Origin of the sequence: Candidatus Endolissoclinum faulkneri L2, assembly GCF_000319385.1 — a bacterium.
GTDB classification, from domain to species: domain Bacteria; phylum Pseudomonadota; class Alphaproteobacteria; order Thalassobaculales; family Thalassobaculaceae; genus Thalassobaculum; species Thalassobaculum faulkneri.
The window spans coordinates 574,216-592,041 of sequence record NC_019566.1; the positions used below are offsets into that span (position 1 = coordinate 574,216).

The 17,826-nt window shown below is 32.0% G+C and carries 9 protein-coding genes; 6 read left to right on the plus strand and 3 right to left on the minus strand.

Annotated elements, in window-relative coordinates; translation table 11 throughout:
* Positions 1–1,857 precede the first annotated feature (1,857 nt).
* Entirely contained in the window at positions 1,858–2,601 is a 744-nt protein-coding gene (gene tpiA, locus A1OE_RS01785) for a triose-phosphate isomerase (protein ID WP_015088313.1), read from the minus strand.
* 1,237 nt (positions 2,602–3,838) lie between these two features.
* On the opposite strand from tpiA, the gene secG reads away from it, so the two are divergent.
* From secG to fdxA, 6 genes are all read left to right on the plus strand, one after another.
* Positions 3,839–4,150, plus strand: coding sequence for a preprotein translocase subunit SecG (gene secG / locus A1OE_RS01790; protein ID WP_015088316.1), 312 nt, complete (start codon positions 3,839–3,841; stop codon positions 4,148–4,150).
* Positions 4,151–4,224: 74 nt separating this feature from the next.
* Entirely contained in the window at positions 4,225–5,859 is a 1,635-nt protein-coding gene (locus tag A1OE_RS01795) for a CTP synthase (RefSeq protein WP_015088317.1), read from the plus strand.
* Positions 5,860–5,889: 30 nt separating this feature from the next.
* Positions 5,890–6,738, plus strand: coding sequence for a 3-deoxy-8-phosphooctulonate synthase (gene kdsA, locus A1OE_RS01800; protein WP_015088318.1), 849 nt, complete (start codon positions 5,890–5,892; stop codon positions 6,736–6,738).
* Positions 6,739–7,771: 1,033 nt separating this feature from the next.
* Positions 7,772–9,058 (plus strand): phosphopyruvate hydratase, encoded by a 1,287-nt coding sequence (gene eno, locus A1OE_RS01805; RefSeq protein ID WP_015088320.1) that lies wholly within the window; start codon positions 7,772–7,774, stop codon positions 9,056–9,058.
* 1,104 nt (positions 9,059–10,162) lie between these two features.
* Complete coding sequence (argH, locus tag A1OE_RS01810) at positions 10,163–11,578, plus strand: argininosuccinate lyase (protein WP_015088322.1); 1,416 nt, start codon at positions 10,163–10,165, stop codon at positions 11,576–11,578.
* 3,213 nt (positions 11,579–14,791) lie between these two features.
* Positions 14,792–15,130, plus strand: coding sequence for a ferredoxin FdxA (gene fdxA, locus A1OE_RS01815; protein ID WP_015088328.1), 339 nt, complete (start codon positions 14,792–14,794; stop codon positions 15,128–15,130).
* A 1,628-nt stretch (positions 15,131–16,758) separates the two neighbouring features.
* Here fdxA and rpsI read toward each other — a convergent pair.
* Positions 16,759–17,256 carry a 30S ribosomal protein S9 gene (rpsI, locus tag A1OE_RS01820; protein WP_420885808.1) on the minus strand — a complete coding sequence of 166 codons (498 nt, stop codon included), beginning with the start codon at positions 17,254–17,256 and terminating at the stop codon, positions 16,759–16,761.
* A 13-nt stretch (positions 17,257–17,269) separates the two neighbouring features.
* Complete coding sequence (rplM, locus tag A1OE_RS01825) at positions 17,270–17,743, minus strand: 50S ribosomal protein L13 (RefSeq protein WP_044283230.1); 474 nt, start codon at positions 17,741–17,743, stop codon at positions 17,270–17,272.
* Positions 17,744–17,826 lie beyond the last annotated feature (83 nt).

Below are 17,826 nucleotides of genomic sequence, written 5' to 3' on the forward strand. Positions count from 1 at the left end.
TAAATTCTTCGGAAAAATTTAATGTGAATAAACTTTTTTAATTAAATAAGTTAAACTAAGCCAAAGAAAATAGTAAAATTTTCATATAAAAACTATCATTTTACAAAAAAAAATTTTTCCCGCAAATTTATAATTTGCGTCAATTGTGACCTATTCAATAATAAAAGCAGCAATCTATACAAAAATTCTCATTAAAGCTGAGCACCTTTAAAAAGTAAACAATTAAAATGTACAGGCTATGTAAAAGATTTGTATCTAATTATTAGTTAAATAAGAATAACTATTCTGCAGATTAATTAATCATGATTATAGATTACTAATAAATGCTTTTAAGCTAAGTTAAATCAATTATTTAAGAAACTAAAAATTGTTTTAGAGTAAGCAAAGTAATGCACTAATTCTATTTTCAGATCATACTAGTAAATCAATTGATACCCAAATAATGATCAAAAAAATTTTGATTAATCTAAAGCTTACTTGTACTAGATTAGTCAATGTTTACAATGAAAAAAGAAACAATATGTTAGATTAGAAATACGCTCGAAAATACTTTTGTATTTATTATCAATCGGATTGATATGTTAAATAAAAAATAGTATTTAATTTCCTTTTTGGCCAAGGTTTAAATTAATTAATTTTTGCTCTAAAAACGCTTAGATTATAAAATACGAAGCATAAAATTAAATCATATCTTAAATAGAAGATATTGTAATTTAGATTTTTTTATTCTTTAACATTATCGATTAATAAAGTGATTATATTGATTTTATCATGTATTTAACGAATAAAGTTTTTATCACAGCCTGCTGTAAGGATATTTTTTTCGAAAAGCAATTCATTATAAGCAAAATCAAACATAACATCTGTTAATCTTAATTAAGTTGAAAATAACTATCTAAGTGAATGCAGTTGGCTACAAAAGGTTTTTAGTTTTAATCAAATATTTGATAGATTTTAATTTATTTGTTACTAACTGTCCTTACTTTATTGGCGTTAGTAGAGACATTAGAAAGTTTATTTAAAAAATAATATTTATATTATTTTAAATTGATTTAATTATTCTACTTTATATATCTTAAGAAGATATTGGTTAAGGCGAATCAAGTAGTCCATTTCGCTCTAAAGTAATACTTTAAAGATGATTTTGTTTACTTTCTACTTGTTTAACTAGACTTTTTTATAAAAAAGCAAGAAGTTAAAGTTTTTTTTTTTGAAAAAGTCGCTTAATTGGCTCGCAAGAAAGACTCAATAAATTCAAAAAAATAATCCTTAATTTATTCATTGGTTCAATTATTTTTAAAGCTTTTGCACAAGGCAATTTTTGTCATGTATTCTCAGATGCAATACTAAAGCGATTTTATAGAGAAGAATATTTCTTAATAATTGAGAATTGCTTTATGATGTTTTATGTTCAAGTTATTAGGTAGCAACGATCGTAATAAAGCTAATTAATTAGCTAGAAATGTTATAGACTAATCAAGCAAGCATTAAGCAATTATTTTAATGCTAAGGCTAGTGTTTTTATCAGTGAGCATAGCATACAAGTTAATAACTTGTATGCTATGCTCAAAAATTAGCTTCATTTACTAAATTTGCTTGCGCTAATAGCAAGATAAAAATTAATAATCATTATATTTTCTATTAATAATGCATACATCCCATTTATTGTAGAAAAATAAGATGAATTACATATAATATGATTATAGTAATTTAATTTGTATTAGTAATATTATATATATAATATATAAATTTTGATGGGAAAAATAAAAAAGAATGCTCGTTTTGTAATCGCAAAAAATTAAATTCTATTTTCTCTTATTTATAAGGAATTTAACAGATATTAAGAACAATTATTTTCTATGACATTTCCTTAGCAATAGCAAGAAAATCCTCTGCTTGAAGTGAAGCACTACCAACTAAAGCGCCATTTATATTAACCGCCGACATTAATTTTTTAGCGTTATCTGGTTTTACGGAACCGCCATAAAGTAATCGAATATTAACTGCGTCGCAGCATATATCACTAAGGATTTTGCGAATGTGGGAATGAATTGTTGATATGTATTCAATATTCGGTATGCAATTTGTACCGATTGCCCAAACTGGCTCGTAAGCGATAACCACATCATTACTGTTTATTTGTTCAGGTAGTGAGCCACGGATTTGATTATCAACTACTTCTAATGCTTTTCCTGCACTTCGTTCGATTTCGGTTTCGCCCACGCAAATAATAGGAATAAGTCCAGCACGTATGGCTGCCTTTGCTTTAGAACGTATAACAGCGTTATTCTCGCTGTGATAAGTTCGTCGTTCAGAGTGACCCAAGATTACATAAGTACAACCAAGATCAACAAGCATTTCTGGTGCGATATCGCCAGTATGAGCTCCGCTCTTGTAATTATGACAATCCTGACCTCCCAGGACAACTTTACTAGAGCTGAGCAATAGACTTACTGGCAATAAATAAACGAAAGGGGGACAAATTGCTAATTCAATGGCTATTGAACGAACATTTCGTGTAATATTTACCACTAATGCCTTGCTGGAAAGGCAATTCATATTCATTTTCCAATTGCCAACAATCAAAGAGCGAGGAGCCAATAACAGTACCCTAATATTGTTTAATTTTTTTTAAAAAGTCTACTCTATTTTAAGATAGATGTTTTACAAAAGTAAAGTCGCTAATTTAAACAGTAAGTGCAATAAGTTCATTATATAGCTCGACTACATAACGTTGGCAATACTAAAAACCATAGTCAAGAGTTATCTTTAAAGTTGAGTACGTTCGATAATAAAACATTGAGTATTATAAAAAATTAACGATCGATATTTGACAGACTTAATAGACATGATCCAAGCTGATCTCTTTAGTGTGAAAATATAACCACTACTGTCAAAGAGGTAGTAATGCGTAAGAAAACTCTCTGTATTATTGCAGAAAGACTAATTGTATTCAGCAACTATCACAGATACACAAACATAATCTTATTAGATTATTCGCTATAAATTTTTTATAATAAAAATCTTTTATTTAATTTGTTAGTCGATGTTTATTATAAAATGTTTCAAATAGCATTTTGCTTAAAAGTACTTTGTGATCAGGGAAAGAACAACACACATGATTGATCTATAGCATTTTAATCCAAACCTACAGCCTTAACCTAGGTTAATTATGATATATTTAACCTAGGTTAAATATATGTTTTACTCAAGACAGTCATGCTAATCCTAATTCTATTGTTGAGACTTTAGTATGCGCAATGAGATAATGGCAGTATCGATAACCATCCATTTGAAATATTGCTAACATTTATAGTCAACTTATAACGCTGCTGACAATGGAATAGACAATGAACTATATAATTTCTGTGTCTAGAATGTTTAAAATATTAAAATCGCTTTTATCGCAGTCGAAAGTGTATCAAGCAATGATTTCAGAAAATCAAATTCAATGTACTGACATTTTCAATATATAGAATACGATGTTCTATTTATTTAATTATAAAAGTTATAGTTTATTAAACCAAGCCTCATCAAAGTTTTGGTTTAAAATGTTAATTAAAGTATTTATTAATGTGATGTTTTGTGATATTTTATTTTTGATTTAGCAAATAGTGATCAAACATTATTTACGGTTGTTCTATTAGGTAGTGTAAAATTTAAGCGTTATATTATGGTTATGTTTTATCATCATAAAAACTGTTAATAAACGTGGTTTTTTTTGACATGACAATAGAAGTCAGCAAATTGTATTTTGCTGACTTCTATTGTCATTGAAATGGTTAAATTTTTACAAAATTTATTGCAATAATTTTTTCAATAAAAACTTTAGTATAACATGCAGATAATTATTTTATTTATTCACCTAATGATTACACTCGCCTTGATCTTTACTGTACTAATTCAGCGCAGTGAGCATGGCGGTATGGGAGTAGGAGCTGGTAGTCGCATCGATTCTTTTATGTCTGCGCGAAGCAGTGCGAACGTGCTAACCAAAATCACGACAATTTTAGCTGCCTGCTTTATGGCAACTAGCTTAACGTTGGCAATCATAGCTTTCCAGGCTAAAAAATCATATATAGTGGATCAGATTATAGATAATAAAGCATTTATGAACTCTTCATCTCCAGCTGCACCATTTTCTCAGTAATTATGAATAATTGTAGTATTTTGCCATAAATCAAGTTTTGTTGTAGCGCTGGATTAGTGTATGATGAAATTAAGATGACACGGTTTATCTTTATCACCGGTGGCGTGGTTTCCTCTCTTGGAAAGGGACTCGCCACTGCTTCTCTAGGCGCTTTGTTGCAAGCACGGGGATATACGGTTAGGCTACGTAAGCTGGATCCTTATTTAAACGTTGATCCAGGAACTATGAGTCCGTATCAACATGGTGAAGTCTACGTGACTGATGATGGGGTAGAAACCGATCTAGATCTTGGTCATTATGAGCGTTTTACTGGCGTTTCCTCTCGTAAGAGCGATAGTATCACGACTGGTCAAATTTATATGGACGTGATTACAAGGGAGCGTCGCGGTGATTATCTTGGTGCTACCATCCAAATCATCCCACACGTTACTGATGCTATCAAAGAATTTATAAAATGTGATATTGCTGACGATGACTTTGTTCTTTGTGAGATTGGCGGTACAGTAGGAGATATCGAAGGTTTGCCTTTTTTGGAAGCTATTCGCCAACTAGGTAATGAGTTAGGACATGATAATTCTTTACGCTTACACTTGACCTTACTTCCTTATATCTCTTCGACTGGTGAATTAAAAACCAAGCCAACTCAACACTCTGTTAAGGAATTACAGAGTATGGGTATTCAACCAGATATTTTGCTTTGTCGATGCAATCAATATATTCCGATCGATCAACGCTGTAAAATCGGGCAATTTTGCAATATTCGCACTGAAGCTGTCATTACGGCGCTAGACGCATTTTCGATCTATGAAGTGCCATTGCGCTATCATGACGAGGGTCTTGATACAGAAGTCCTGCGCCATTTTGACATTCTGCGAGAAGATGCTAAGCCTAATTTGGTACGTTGGACTGGTATTATGGAGCGAGTTTCCAATCCGGAAGGTTGGGTTAAAATCGCTGTAGTAGGTAAATACACTAGTTTATTAGATAGCTATAAATCGCTAGCCGAAGCACTAATTCATGGTGGAATAGCTAACAAGGTAAAAGTTGAGCTTGATTGGGTTAATAGTGAGATTTTTGAAAAAGAAAGCAAATCTCTTATTCGACTGAATGATGTTCATGGTATCTTGGTTCCTGGTGGTTTTGGTGAACGTGGTTCTGAGGGAAAGATTGCGGCAGTAACCTTTGCTCGCGAACGGAAAATTCCATATTTTGGAATCTGCTTTGGTATGCAGATGGCCTGCATTGAAGCGGCGCGTTCAGGCGGTGGAGTGCTAAATGCTAGCTCAAGCGAGTTTGGCCCTTGTGAAGAGCCAGTCGTTGCCCTAATCACTGAATGGATGAATGCTAGTGCAACAGAGATTCGCAATTTTGATAATGACTATGGCGGTACAATGCGTCTTGGCTCATATAAGTGTCAATTGGATGAGAATAGCCTAGTGTATAATATCTACGGTAATACTTTGATTGATGAACGTCATCGCCATCGTTACGAAGTTAATATCAACTATAAATCCTTGTTAGAAAAAGCCGGGTTGCGTTTTGCTGGTATGTCGCCTGACGGATTACTAACTGAAATAATTGAGCGGACAGATCATCCTTGGTTCGTTGGAGTTCAGTTTCACCCAGAATTAAAATCTAAACCCTTTGACCCACATCCACTATTTACCGGATTCATTGCTGCGGCGTTAGAGCAAGCACGTTTAGTATAATATTTAAAGTAAGGTTTTTTTAATTTTATTATGACTGCCTCGCATACTGTACAAATTGGTGAATTGTTGGTTGCTAATGACCGTCCTTTTACCTTGATCGCTGGTCCTTGCCAAATCGAAAGTCGCGAGCATGCACTAGAGGTAGCTAGTGAATTGGTTAAATTGACTAGTGAAGTTGGTGTATCCCTGGTATTTAAATCTTCTTTCGATAAGGCAAATAGAACTAGATTGAATGCAAGGCGTGGAGTTGGTATAGATAATGGACTCAAAATTATGGCTGAGGTAAGAGAGACTTTTGGCTGCCCCGTATTGACTGATGTGCACGAAAAAAAGCAATGTCATATTGCTGCTGAATACGTTGACGTAATTCAAATTCCAGCCTTTCTTTGTCGACAAACAGATCTAGTAGTTGCAGCTGGCGAAACTGGCAAGGTAGTTAACATAAAAAAGGGGCAGTTTCTTGCTCCTTGGGATGTAGTTAATATTGTCGCAAAAGTGCTTGCGACAGGTAATAGTAATATTCTCCTGACCGATAGAGGTACAAGTTTTGGTTACAATACCCTTATTTTTGACATATGTGGCATATCAGAAATGGCTCGTAACGGATATCCAGTAGTAATCGACGCCACCCATTCAGTGCAGCAACCGGGTGGTATGGGTGATTCGTCAAGCGGCAAGCGAGAGTTTGTCCCAGTTATAGCCAGAGCTGCCCTTGCTGTTGGTGTCGCCGCTGTGTTTATGGAATGTCATCCAGATCCTGATGTTGCTCCCTCTGATGGGACCATTATGATTGGACTAAAACAAGTTGCTAACTTGTTGAGGACATTCAAGGCTTGCGATAGCTTTGCTAAAGCAAACCCTATTATTCCTTTATGCTGATGATAAACAAGAGTTTTTATATTATTTTCAGTCAGAGTAGCTAAGATGTAGTATAGAATTAGAATATCCTAACGATAAGGAGTTATTATCTTATTAATACTAGAATAATTGATTATTTATTGCTTTTCACGCACCCTGGAAGATCGATAGTAAATAGGTAAGTTATATTTCATATAACAATATATAAATATAGTTTGCTGACTAACTTAAAAAATGATTGTTAGATGAAATAATAATCAACTGATTATTACTAGGTAAAAAGGAACAAATTAATGATTATGCTAGTCAGGGTAATTATAGGATTGTTTCTTTAAGAAATATTTATTGTACCATGCACAACATATAAATGATTAAACTAATGAATATTGCTAATAATCTCTTTATTGAGAATAACAGCCTTTTAAAATGAGATATGAAAGTATTTCGATTGGGTTGAATAATTCTGATAGCTTATAGCACACAGTGTTGTGAACAAGCTAAAGAGCTGTAATATTTTTACTGAATTTTCATTCACTTGTGGTATAAAACTGGAAAAGCAGATTGGGTGGTGATTAAGATATTGTTTTCTATCATTTTCTAGCCAACGAGTGTAAATAAAAATTTTGTAGTAATACAACTTAAAGCAGCCAATCTTTATGATTTTTGGAAATTCAATGTATAATTTTTATTGTAATATTTATATCAGTTTTTAAATTAACTTATTTATTGAAATAATAATAAGAGTTGTAGTTGCGGGCAATATGTGGGCGAATTTCACAACTGTAAATCATTTGAATTTTGTTGTAGTTTTTAGGAGTAAAGAAAATTCGACGTTAGTTAAGTAAACAGATTACTAGGATAAAAACAAGATGTATTTATTAATGTTATCAAGTTTATATTGATTTTTATCCGGAATACCAAAGCATACTTGTTTTTGCTATATTTTGTATCAAATAGCTTACCATAAACAAACTTGTTTATGATTCTAAAATCACACGTATCGCGTTAATTAAAAAATGCTATTTATGCTTTTCCATTAACTGTAAGGATGATTATGAGCGCTATCATAAATATTACTGCTCGTGAAATATTGGATAGTAGAGGTAATCCAACCGTTGAGGTGGATGTAGAACTTGAGACAGGTGCTTCTGGTAGGGCGGCGGTTCCATCGGGTGTTTCTATCGGATCTTATGAGGTAGTGGACAAGCGCGATAATAATGTTAAGCGCTATGCTGGCAAGGGCGTACAGTCTGTTATTGACGTAGTAAATAGCGATATTTTTGATACCTTGTCTGGTCGTGAAGCTTCAGAGCAAATTCTTATAGATCAAGCGATGATTGATTTGGATGGTAGCGAAAATAAGGGCCGTCTCGGCGCCAATGCGTTACTTGGTGTATCGCTGGCAGTTGCTAAAGCACAAGCAAAAGAAATAAAACAGCCTTTGTGGCGATATTTGGGCGGCATCTATGCTCATGTATTACCAACTCCAATGATCAATGTAATCAATGGTGGAGCTCATGCTGATAACGCGATAGATTTTCAGGAATTCATGATCATGCCGGTAGGTGCACCGTCTTTTTCCGAAGCGCTTGCCTATAGTGCGGAGATATTCTATGCTTTAAAGAAACAGCTAATTGCTGCTGGACACAATACTAATTTGGGCGATGAAGGCGGATTCGCACCAAATTTACATAATGTTAATGAGGCGCTGAATGCCATCATGAAAGCAATTGAAGACGCTGGTTATATTCCTGGTAAGGACGTTATGATAGCTCTCGATCCTGCATCAACTCAGTTTTTTCATCACGATAAATATGTTTTAAAAGGTGAACAAAAGACCCTGGACACCGATTGCATGATTAGGTTTTATGCTGAGTTATGCGATAACTACCCTATCGCTTCAATCGAGGATGCTTTATCAGAGGATGATTGGGATGGCTTTAAAGCACTAACAGCTGAAATTGGTAAAAAAGTACAGCTTGTTGGTGATGACTTATTTGTTACTAACCCTAAGCTATTAAAACGCGGTCTAAAAGAGAAAAGCGCTAATGCCATCTTAATTAAGATCAACCAAATAGGCACAATGTCGGAAACATTGGAGACCATTTCTATTGCGCAAGCTGCGAAATTTGGCACAGTGATTTCGCATCGTTCCGGGGAGACAGAAGATACTACAATTGCTGATATAGCCGTGGCTACTAATGCAGGTCAAATTAAAGCCGGTTCGCTATCTCGTTCTGAGCGAACCGCTAAGTACAACCAACTTATTCGCATAGAGGAATCACTTGGTCCGGCCGCTAGCTATGCGGGGCGTAATTTTTTAGCTTCGCTAGCAATTTAACAAACTGTAAAAAAAGGGTTTTCTTTACTATAGATACTTGTACTTTTATTTCACTGGTTGTTTATTATTATTTCTATGATTGGTGTAACTTTATAATCAGTATGCATTGTATTATTTATCAAGCTTTATTCAAACAAATAAACTTAACATCTAAACACCTAAAATTATTCGAATATACCTTAGATACTTATTGTAGAGTATAAATTTTCCAACTGCATTTATCGCCAAATATTACTAGTTGAGTAACCGTATAACAAGCGTAGAAGAAAAATACTAAGTACAGTATAGGGCAAATTGTTAGATAATTACAATGCTAATATCCTTATATATTATTTTTACTTTTATAAAAAATTTTTAAGATGCGTAAAAAATAGATTCACATTGAATAAATAGTTAATTATAATTAAAAGCATAATTTATATGTAAATAAAAATTTTGTTTACTATTTAATGGAACTATTGCTTAATATAGCAACGATAAATAATTTACTTAATTTAAGTATAAAATAATGTCTGCACTGTTGTAATTTTTGCACTAATTGTATTATCAAATTAATATTGATCGTCTCTTTCTTAATAAATTGCTGAGCTGAATAAAAGCGATAATAGTTGTATTTAATATTTATTTTCTACTCTTTTTATGCTTTATGCTATTATTCGATATTAGAATTAAGAAGAATAAAGATTAGTATGATATTATGGTTAAGGATAAAAATTATCGCTATTAGTTAATTTATTAATCTAGAAATTAGACTAACTGAGATAAGTTATTTTTTTGCCGCCTTAATTACGATAATGTACCATATATCCAAGAAAGATGATCAAATCACTCAAACCAATTGAATTGGAGGGGATTATGTGCGCTCGGAAAGTACTTTTGTTTATTTATGTGATTTGATCTTGATTTACTTATCATTTTAGTTTAGCAGTGTATATTATTTTAACTGCATATGATAATAATCAAAGCTAGTTGATTTAGTACTTAGTTTTTGGAAAATTCTAACAGCATTACGTTAGAGCAAATATACAAATGATTATAGATGAGCGTTCTAACTTATTTAAGTCATACGAATACTTCGACAGAAATTGATTTACGATATTGTCTATGAAACAGGCTACTACAATTAGTCCTATCTGGGGCGGACGTTTTGTTGATGTGATTGAAGAAGCTGTTGGACGAATCAATTCATCAATCGATTTTGATCGTCGTCTTTGGCGCGAAGATATTATTGGCTCCAAAGCACATGTAGAAATGCTTGTTGCTCAAAGGATTATCACTGAAGAAGATGGATATTTAATTGCAAAGGCTCTAGAGGAGATTGCGATGGAAATTGACTCAGGAGCTTTTAAATTTTTACATTCGCTAGAAGACATACATCTTAATATCGAGCATCGGTTGCATGAAAAAATTGGTGATGCTGCAGGTCGGCTTCATACTGCCCGTTCACGTAACGACCAGATAGCACTTGATATGAAACTTTGGATTCGTGGTGTAGTAGACTTGCTGGATGATGAACTTAAGGAGTTGCAGATTGTGTTAATTGAGCGTGCTGATCAGTACGCTGAAACTATTATGCCAGGTTTTACTCATCTGCAACCAGCACAACCAATTACTTTTGGCCATCATCTTATGGCTTATGTGGAAATGTTTGGACGTGATCGTACACGGCTGGCTGATGCCCGTCGTCGAATGAATGAGAATCCGCTTGGCGCTGCAGCATTGGCTGGTACACAATTTCCAATCGATCGTCATATGACTTCTGCTATACTTGGTTTTGATCGGCCGTCAGCTAACTCGATAGACGCGGTATCTGACCGCGATTTTGTTATGGAAGTGCTGGCATGTGCTGGTATATGTGCGGTGCATTTATCACGTCTTGCCGAAGAATTAATTATCTGGACTACATCCCAGTTTAGCTTTGTGCATCTGTCTGATAGTTTAACTACTGGTAGTTCAATCATGCCACAGAAAAAAAATCCTGACGGTGCTGAACTGGTCAAGGGAAAGACGGGCCGTATAGTTTCAGCCTTTACAATAATCGCGATTGTGTTAAAAGGAATGCCGTTATCATACGGCAAAGATATGCAAGAAGATAAGGAGCCATGCTTTGATGCAATTGACAATCTCAGGCTTTGTATTACTTGTATTACTAGCATAGTACGTACTTTGCAGGCAAATCAGGAGTCTATGCGTAAGGCTGTATTTACTAGCTTTATCACTGCTACCGATCTAGCTGACTGGCTGGTGCGCGAGACTAAAATGCCGTTTCGTAATGCTCATTATATAGTTGGCCAAGTCGTGCGTGCCGCTGAGGAAAGATGTTGTGGACTTGCAGATTTACCGCTTGATTTGTTACGCAAAATCCATCATGCTTTCGATGAGCAGATATATAAAATATTATCGGTAGATGTTTCACTCAACGCTCGTACCAGCTATGGCGGTACTGCTCCGGTTCGGGTGCGTGAGCAGATTGTTGAAGCTCGCAAGAGATTTTTAAATGAAGATTGCTTAAAATTTTAAATGTTAGCTTATGAATAATATACGCCGAAAATTGATATATACCATATTTTTAGTTTTAACAGTTGAGATTTTGTCTTCGTGTGGAAGAAGAGGAGAACCAATTAAGCCAAAAACTATATTATCTTTTTGGTTATAGAAGCATAGGGATAAAGAATAATTACTTCAATTACAAAAAATAAATAACTATATGAAATGTTCTAGATAATTATTAATACTTTTTTGTTGTTTATTGATCTCTTGTTAAGCTGCACTATCAAAATTAAATGTATTGTTATGCTAATTGGTTAATTATAGAAAAATACACAATACAGTTAAATATAGTACCAAAATGCAATTATTATTTGTATTTGTTAAAATTTGATATACTTTGAATTAAATTTGTAATTTGCATTATGTTTTGAGATCGTTAATTTACTGTTTTCTTTATGATTTAATATATAGTCATTGGCAGTGCTTGTATTTTATTGGTAAGACATTTGTTTCACTAAATCTTGGTTTTCTATTATCCAAATAACAGAGAAGATATCAGTTGTACTGAGTATTATTAATGGACTGTTAGATTTTTATTAATTTCTTTTAATAAAGAATAAATTGTATTGTTTACAGCATCCCGATGAGAATTTATCAAAACTTATAATATAATTTTTGCTTACGATAGAAGTTTGAATCCTAAAATACAATTTTGTACTTAAGCTATTGATGCTTTATTCTGAATAATATATTTCATTTTTCTTTAGCCAGTAAAATTATTTTATTTCTTAGTCTATTTATTCAAATTTTGTTTTCAATGTCATACTGATTAAGTGATAATTTGGCTTTATTTGCTGCTATCTATGATATGATTGTAATGCAAATTTTTAGTTACAAGAATTAAGATTTAGTTATCGGTGATTGGATATTCTTGCCTTGTGGATTTCATTAATCTTTAATGACCTTCTATGCATTTAGGCTACGGATTGGTAAATAGATTATTTTGTTCTTATAACGATTAAACCAAGTAAATCTATGCTAGATTGTAATAAACAAGTTGTTTTAATATGCTTTATTGAGATAGCAACTTTTTAGCTATTGTAAAATTAACTAAAACTATCTTTTAAACAAATGCATTAAATATCTGAGAATCCATAAGCCTTGAATATTTTTTATTATAATTTTAAATGTCGGGTAATTTATTTCCATTATATCTGGATATAATGTAGTAACTAATCTAGTTTAAAGGTTTTTTAATCACTTAGCATCTACTTACAGAGCTAATCTTAATTATTAATGGCATAATAGTTGTTTTTATACTCTATCGACCTTATCAAGATTTCTTTCGAAAAGAAGAGTATGAGTAAGATGTATTAACTATTAGTTTGACATGGCTAGATAGTGTTAGAACAATGAATTTATTAACCAAGGTACTCTCTTCTTTTTTAATAGTTTGCTGTTTTAGTTTTCTTGATGCGTTTCATGCTGCTTATTGCTCACACAATTTTTTTGCATAAACTAACTAATACTTGGCTTGTACAAAATATCCGATTAGTGGTGCTTGTGCATAAAGCGTTATTTATGCTGATCGTTACCAGAATAGTTTATAAACAACCATCAATAATATTCTGATCAATTGTTTATTAGTTTTTGAATGGTTGAAGATTAGCGCTTCGAGACGAAGATTCTATTTTTTATACCAAACGCTGAACATTCTATTGAGTTAGCGAGTTTATTTTAACTTCATAATCGCATTAGTCAATAGAATCGTCTGAATGGATTTAATCATGATATATAATCAAACCGTTTACCAGAATAAGACTTAAAAGTGAGAGCTAGCTGTGATGATATTATATTAAACAAAACAATGTGAGTGCTTACAATAGGATTGTATTTTTGCCTAATGCTCTGATGAAGAAAAATATCTATAAAGCGGTAAAAATGCAAATCAAGATTTTATAAATTATAAGTTTGTAAACTAAAGGATATATAAAATATAATTTGGTAAATACCTTTGTGCAATACTAAATAAATGCGAGAGAATAAAAAGTGCTTTTGATTTTATGCTAATTTTAAAATTATTAACTTTATTGTTAACCAAAATAGTATTAATCAAAGGATTATAACATTTTTTCTAAATGTAGGGATAATTTAAAATGCAAGGTTTGCTTCTTACGGCTTACATTCAATAGGTATTGCTTACGGGGTAAATAGTTTGATATATACTTTATAATAAAGTTTTTCTGTAAAAATTAATTTGCAGAGATATGCTTATTTATCGATTGTAAATTATACAGAATGAATAATATTCTTCATATTATTAAAAGACTGTAATGTCCTTCTTAGGAAGATAAATTGCTTAGAAAGCAGTTTAGGGTGGTTGGGCTTATTTCTAATAAGCATAAGTGTTATTTTTTGATTTGTTTATTGGATGAGAATGATAAGATATATTTCTTTATAAATTAGCATACTACTTACTTAGTTGGTTGTAGTTATATAATTAAACTTGAGTATTTTCTACTATTTGCCTACCATGAATTGTACAAATGCTATTAAACTAGTCGACAGGTATCTAAAGTAAAGTAATAATATTTGCATTTTATAAAATAATTAACAACACTATCAAATAGTACTATTATAAATTACTCTTACTAAACAACTAATCTCTGCTATAAGAAGAAATAGAATTTATTTTATTATTTAGTAAATTTATCGCTTTTATCGAATGCTACTGATTTATAGAATATATAATATTCTATAAAAAACAATTTTTAAATAAATTTATAGAAACTTAATCATTTTTTGTTTTTTCTTTTAAGCGATGAACTTAATCTATTTTACCTAGTTTATTCGAAATTTTATAGTAATAATAAAAAATATGTTGCTAATATTTGCTACTGAGCAAACTGTTTAATTTAAGTATGTTATACTGAGATAAAGAAAAAGATGAGGTAGGATATTACTTAGTAAGTATTTGATACTACACGTTATTTTATACTAAGACAAACCTGCTTATTGGCTGATCATTTTTTCATTATTGCCTCGAATAGCAAATAGCTATGGAAAGAATTAATGAAGTATGTGTGGCTAAGCAGTAGTAGATAAAAGTAATCTTATAGAACTATAATTAAGTAACTTATGCTTAAATTACTAACGCTGATTAATATAATATTGGGTTATTACTTGCAAATGAATTACTGATAAGTTAGAAAATAAAGTAATGTAGTTTAACGGAGTTAGAAAATGACCTACATTGTTAACGAAAAATGCATTAATTGTAAGTATACTGACTGTGTGGAGGTCTGTCCAGTAGACTGTTTTTATGAAGGTGAAAATATGTTAGTCATTCATCCTGATGAATGCATTGATTGTGGTGTATGTGAGCCAGAATGCCCCCCAGAGGCTATTATGCCAGATACTGAACCAGCAGCCGAGAAGTGGATATCACTTAACGCAGAATATGCGGAGATTTGGCCAAACATAACGCGTAAAATATCACCGATGCATAATGCCGATGAATTGCAAGAGGAAAGCGATAAATACGATAAGTATTTTTCTATTCGTCCAGGTGATGGCAGGTAACCCTAGCATTTTAGAAAATGATCTTAGCTTAATTTTACAAATATTGGTTATTAAATATTTGATATAGATTAACCTTCTTATTATACAGCGTCTACATTAAAAAGAATCTAGTTTGCTTTATTAAGATAGATTGGATCAATATCAATAATTATCTAGTAATGTTTTATATTGTGCTTTTCCGGTACGGAATTATGAATTAATTGGGAATTTTTAGCAACGTGTAAAGTTATTCTTATATTTTGCTTTATTTTTTATCACTAAATTTGATTAATTTTGCTGACTTATAACAGGCATTTTAGTTAACTATTCTTTTATAATTGAATGGATAAATAACATCGTATTAATAGTATCATTAATAATACTACCCCTGCTAGTATTTATTTAGTGATATGCAATAGTACAATATTGCAACTTTGCTTTGTTAATAGTAGTATATAACTTCGATTGTATGATTCTCCTGCTTTGTTTAAAATTTTTTCTTGAAATTATTTGTAGATAAAATAAATTAATCAATGCGTTAAAAAAAATCTAATAACTTAATCTTGAATAAGTTTTTAAAAAAATTTTCCGATTTCATTGGAAAATTTTTGATAGGTACTTCCACTATTTAAGCATTTGCTTTTTAGGTTACAAAATGTTAAATCATAATGTCGTCTATAACACATAATAGTGATTATGAACTTTTATACAAGCAAATACCTCAGTATAAAATAATGAGGTATTTGCTTGTACCCATAAAATATTAATTTCTACAATTTTATGCTATAATTTCTGTTATCATTCTTACTGAAAAGAAATAACTTAGGAATAGCGTATTATACACAAAATATTTGATCTTTGGCTTTCTCACGTTGATAGCTTTGTTTTAAAAGCAATCCTTTAGATTGTGGCAAATTCGTTACTCCCTATGTTGGATAGGATTAATTTTTATTTATAAAATGTTGGAGTATCTAAAGATATAGGAAAATTACTCATAAAAGCATGAATTTAATGCTAGTGATTTTCTATTCTATTCAAGACATGGTTATTCGTTTGATTAAGGTAACAAAGACTCAAAACATCCCGAAAACTAAATTTTAACTTTTATTTGTTAATTTCAAACAGAAAAAGATAAATTTGCGTATTCCTTTAACCAAAGCAAAAATAAGTGATTTAAGTTGCTTTACAGTAGCCGCAAACAGAAGGATGCAGTGACCACTAAGCTTAATGGTTCTACAAAGTAGTTTGTGCTATTATGCGTACTAGCAGTGCTCAAGAATATAAAAAAGATTAATTATAGCGATACAATATTTATTGCAAAAGTTATACGTGATTTACAGTATTCCAATCGTTAATCTTGTAACCAACAATAATTTTTGCTTAATATAAAAATAACTATCTTAGATAATTAGTAATAATATCTAAATAAAGTTGTCACAAAGTAACCATTACTAAAAATAATTATTTCTATGGTTAAGATAATATATTGATATATTATCTATCAAGGCATAGGCTAATGTATTTTTATATAAAATTTTAATGGCTACAAATTAGTTATTTTACGTATTTAACAATATTGCTTTAGTACGTTATGCGAACATTGGTAAGTTGCTAATTATAAAATAGTTATACTAAGATCATTAGGTTAACTAGCGTTTAGAGAATTGAAAACTGCGTCGAGATTTTGCTTTCCCGTATTTTTTACGCTCTACCATGCGTGGATCGCGGGTTAAAAAACCACTCTTTTTTAGAGCAGTAAGCAAATTTGGTTCAAACAATACTAGAGCTTGAGATATTCCATGACGCACTGCACCAGCTTGACCGGAAAGGCCACCACCACTAACTGTGCATAAAACGTCAAATTGACTGGATCGCTCAGTTAGCTCAAAGGGTTGTCCAATAATCATTTGCAGTACTGAGCGAGCAAAATATCTATCGTATGGTTTACCATTAACAATAACATTGCCCCTGCCATGCTTTAGCCAGACGCGAGCGATTGCTTTTTTACGACGCCCAGTAGCATAGGAGCGACCAAAACTGTCAACCACCTGCTTATTAACTAATAGTACGGGCTCTTTTGCTGAACTATCATATGATTTCGACTTTAAAACAGCTAAATGCTCAAAAGATTTAGGTTTATCGGGAATAATAGTTTCACTTTCAATCGACATCACTATATTTCCTATTTTTTCGATTTATGGCATTTATATCAAGAAGATTTGGTTTTTGTGCCCTATGAGGATGGTTCTCACCTACATAAACTTTTAATTTGGACATTTGTTTTCTTCCAAGAGGACTTCGTTTAATCATCCCTCGCACTACTTTGGTGATTAGCCGTTCGGGATGATCACCATTAAGAATCTGTGCTGCACGGCGTGACTTAATTCCACCAGGATAACCTGTGTGCCAATAGTAGCACTTTTGGTTCATTTTATTGCCTGTAAGTTTAACCTTTTCGGCATTAATAACTATGATGTTATCACCGCAATCCATGTGAGGTGTGAAGGTAGTTTTGTGTTTTCCACGAAGATATCTAGCTATGATAGAAGCAAGTCGACCAAGAACTAACTCGCGAGCATTAATGAGAATCCAATTACTCTCTATTTCACTTTGCTTGGCAAAATAAGTCCGCACGATCACCTCCACTTAATATAGCATTTAAAAAAAAAATAAATGGGCTAACCCTTATTGAATTGTAATTATAACGTAAACTGAAC

What these genes read in the sequence shown, in the direction of transcription:
- secG (WP_015088316.1), top strand. Translation starts at nt 3,839, where the DNA reads ATGCAGATAATTATTTTATTTATTCACCTAATGATTACACTCGCCTTG.
- A1OE_RS01795 (WP_015088317.1), top strand. Translation starts at nt 4,225, where the DNA reads ATGACACGGTTTATCTTTATCACCGGTGGCGTGGTTTCCTCTCTTGGA.
- kdsA (WP_015088318.1), top strand. Translation starts at nt 5,890, where the DNA reads ATGACTGCCTCGCATACTGTACAAATTGGTGAATTGTTGGTTGCTAAT.
- eno (WP_015088320.1), top strand. Translation starts at nt 7,772, where the DNA reads ATGAGCGCTATCATAAATATTACTGCTCGTGAAATATTGGATAGTAGA.
- argH (WP_015088322.1), top strand. Translation starts at nt 10,163, where the DNA reads ATGAAACAGGCTACTACAATTAGTCCTATCTGGGGCGGACGTTTTGTT.
- fdxA (WP_015088328.1), top strand. Translation starts at nt 14,792, where the DNA reads ATGACCTACATTGTTAACGAAAAATGCATTAATTGTAAGTATACTGAC.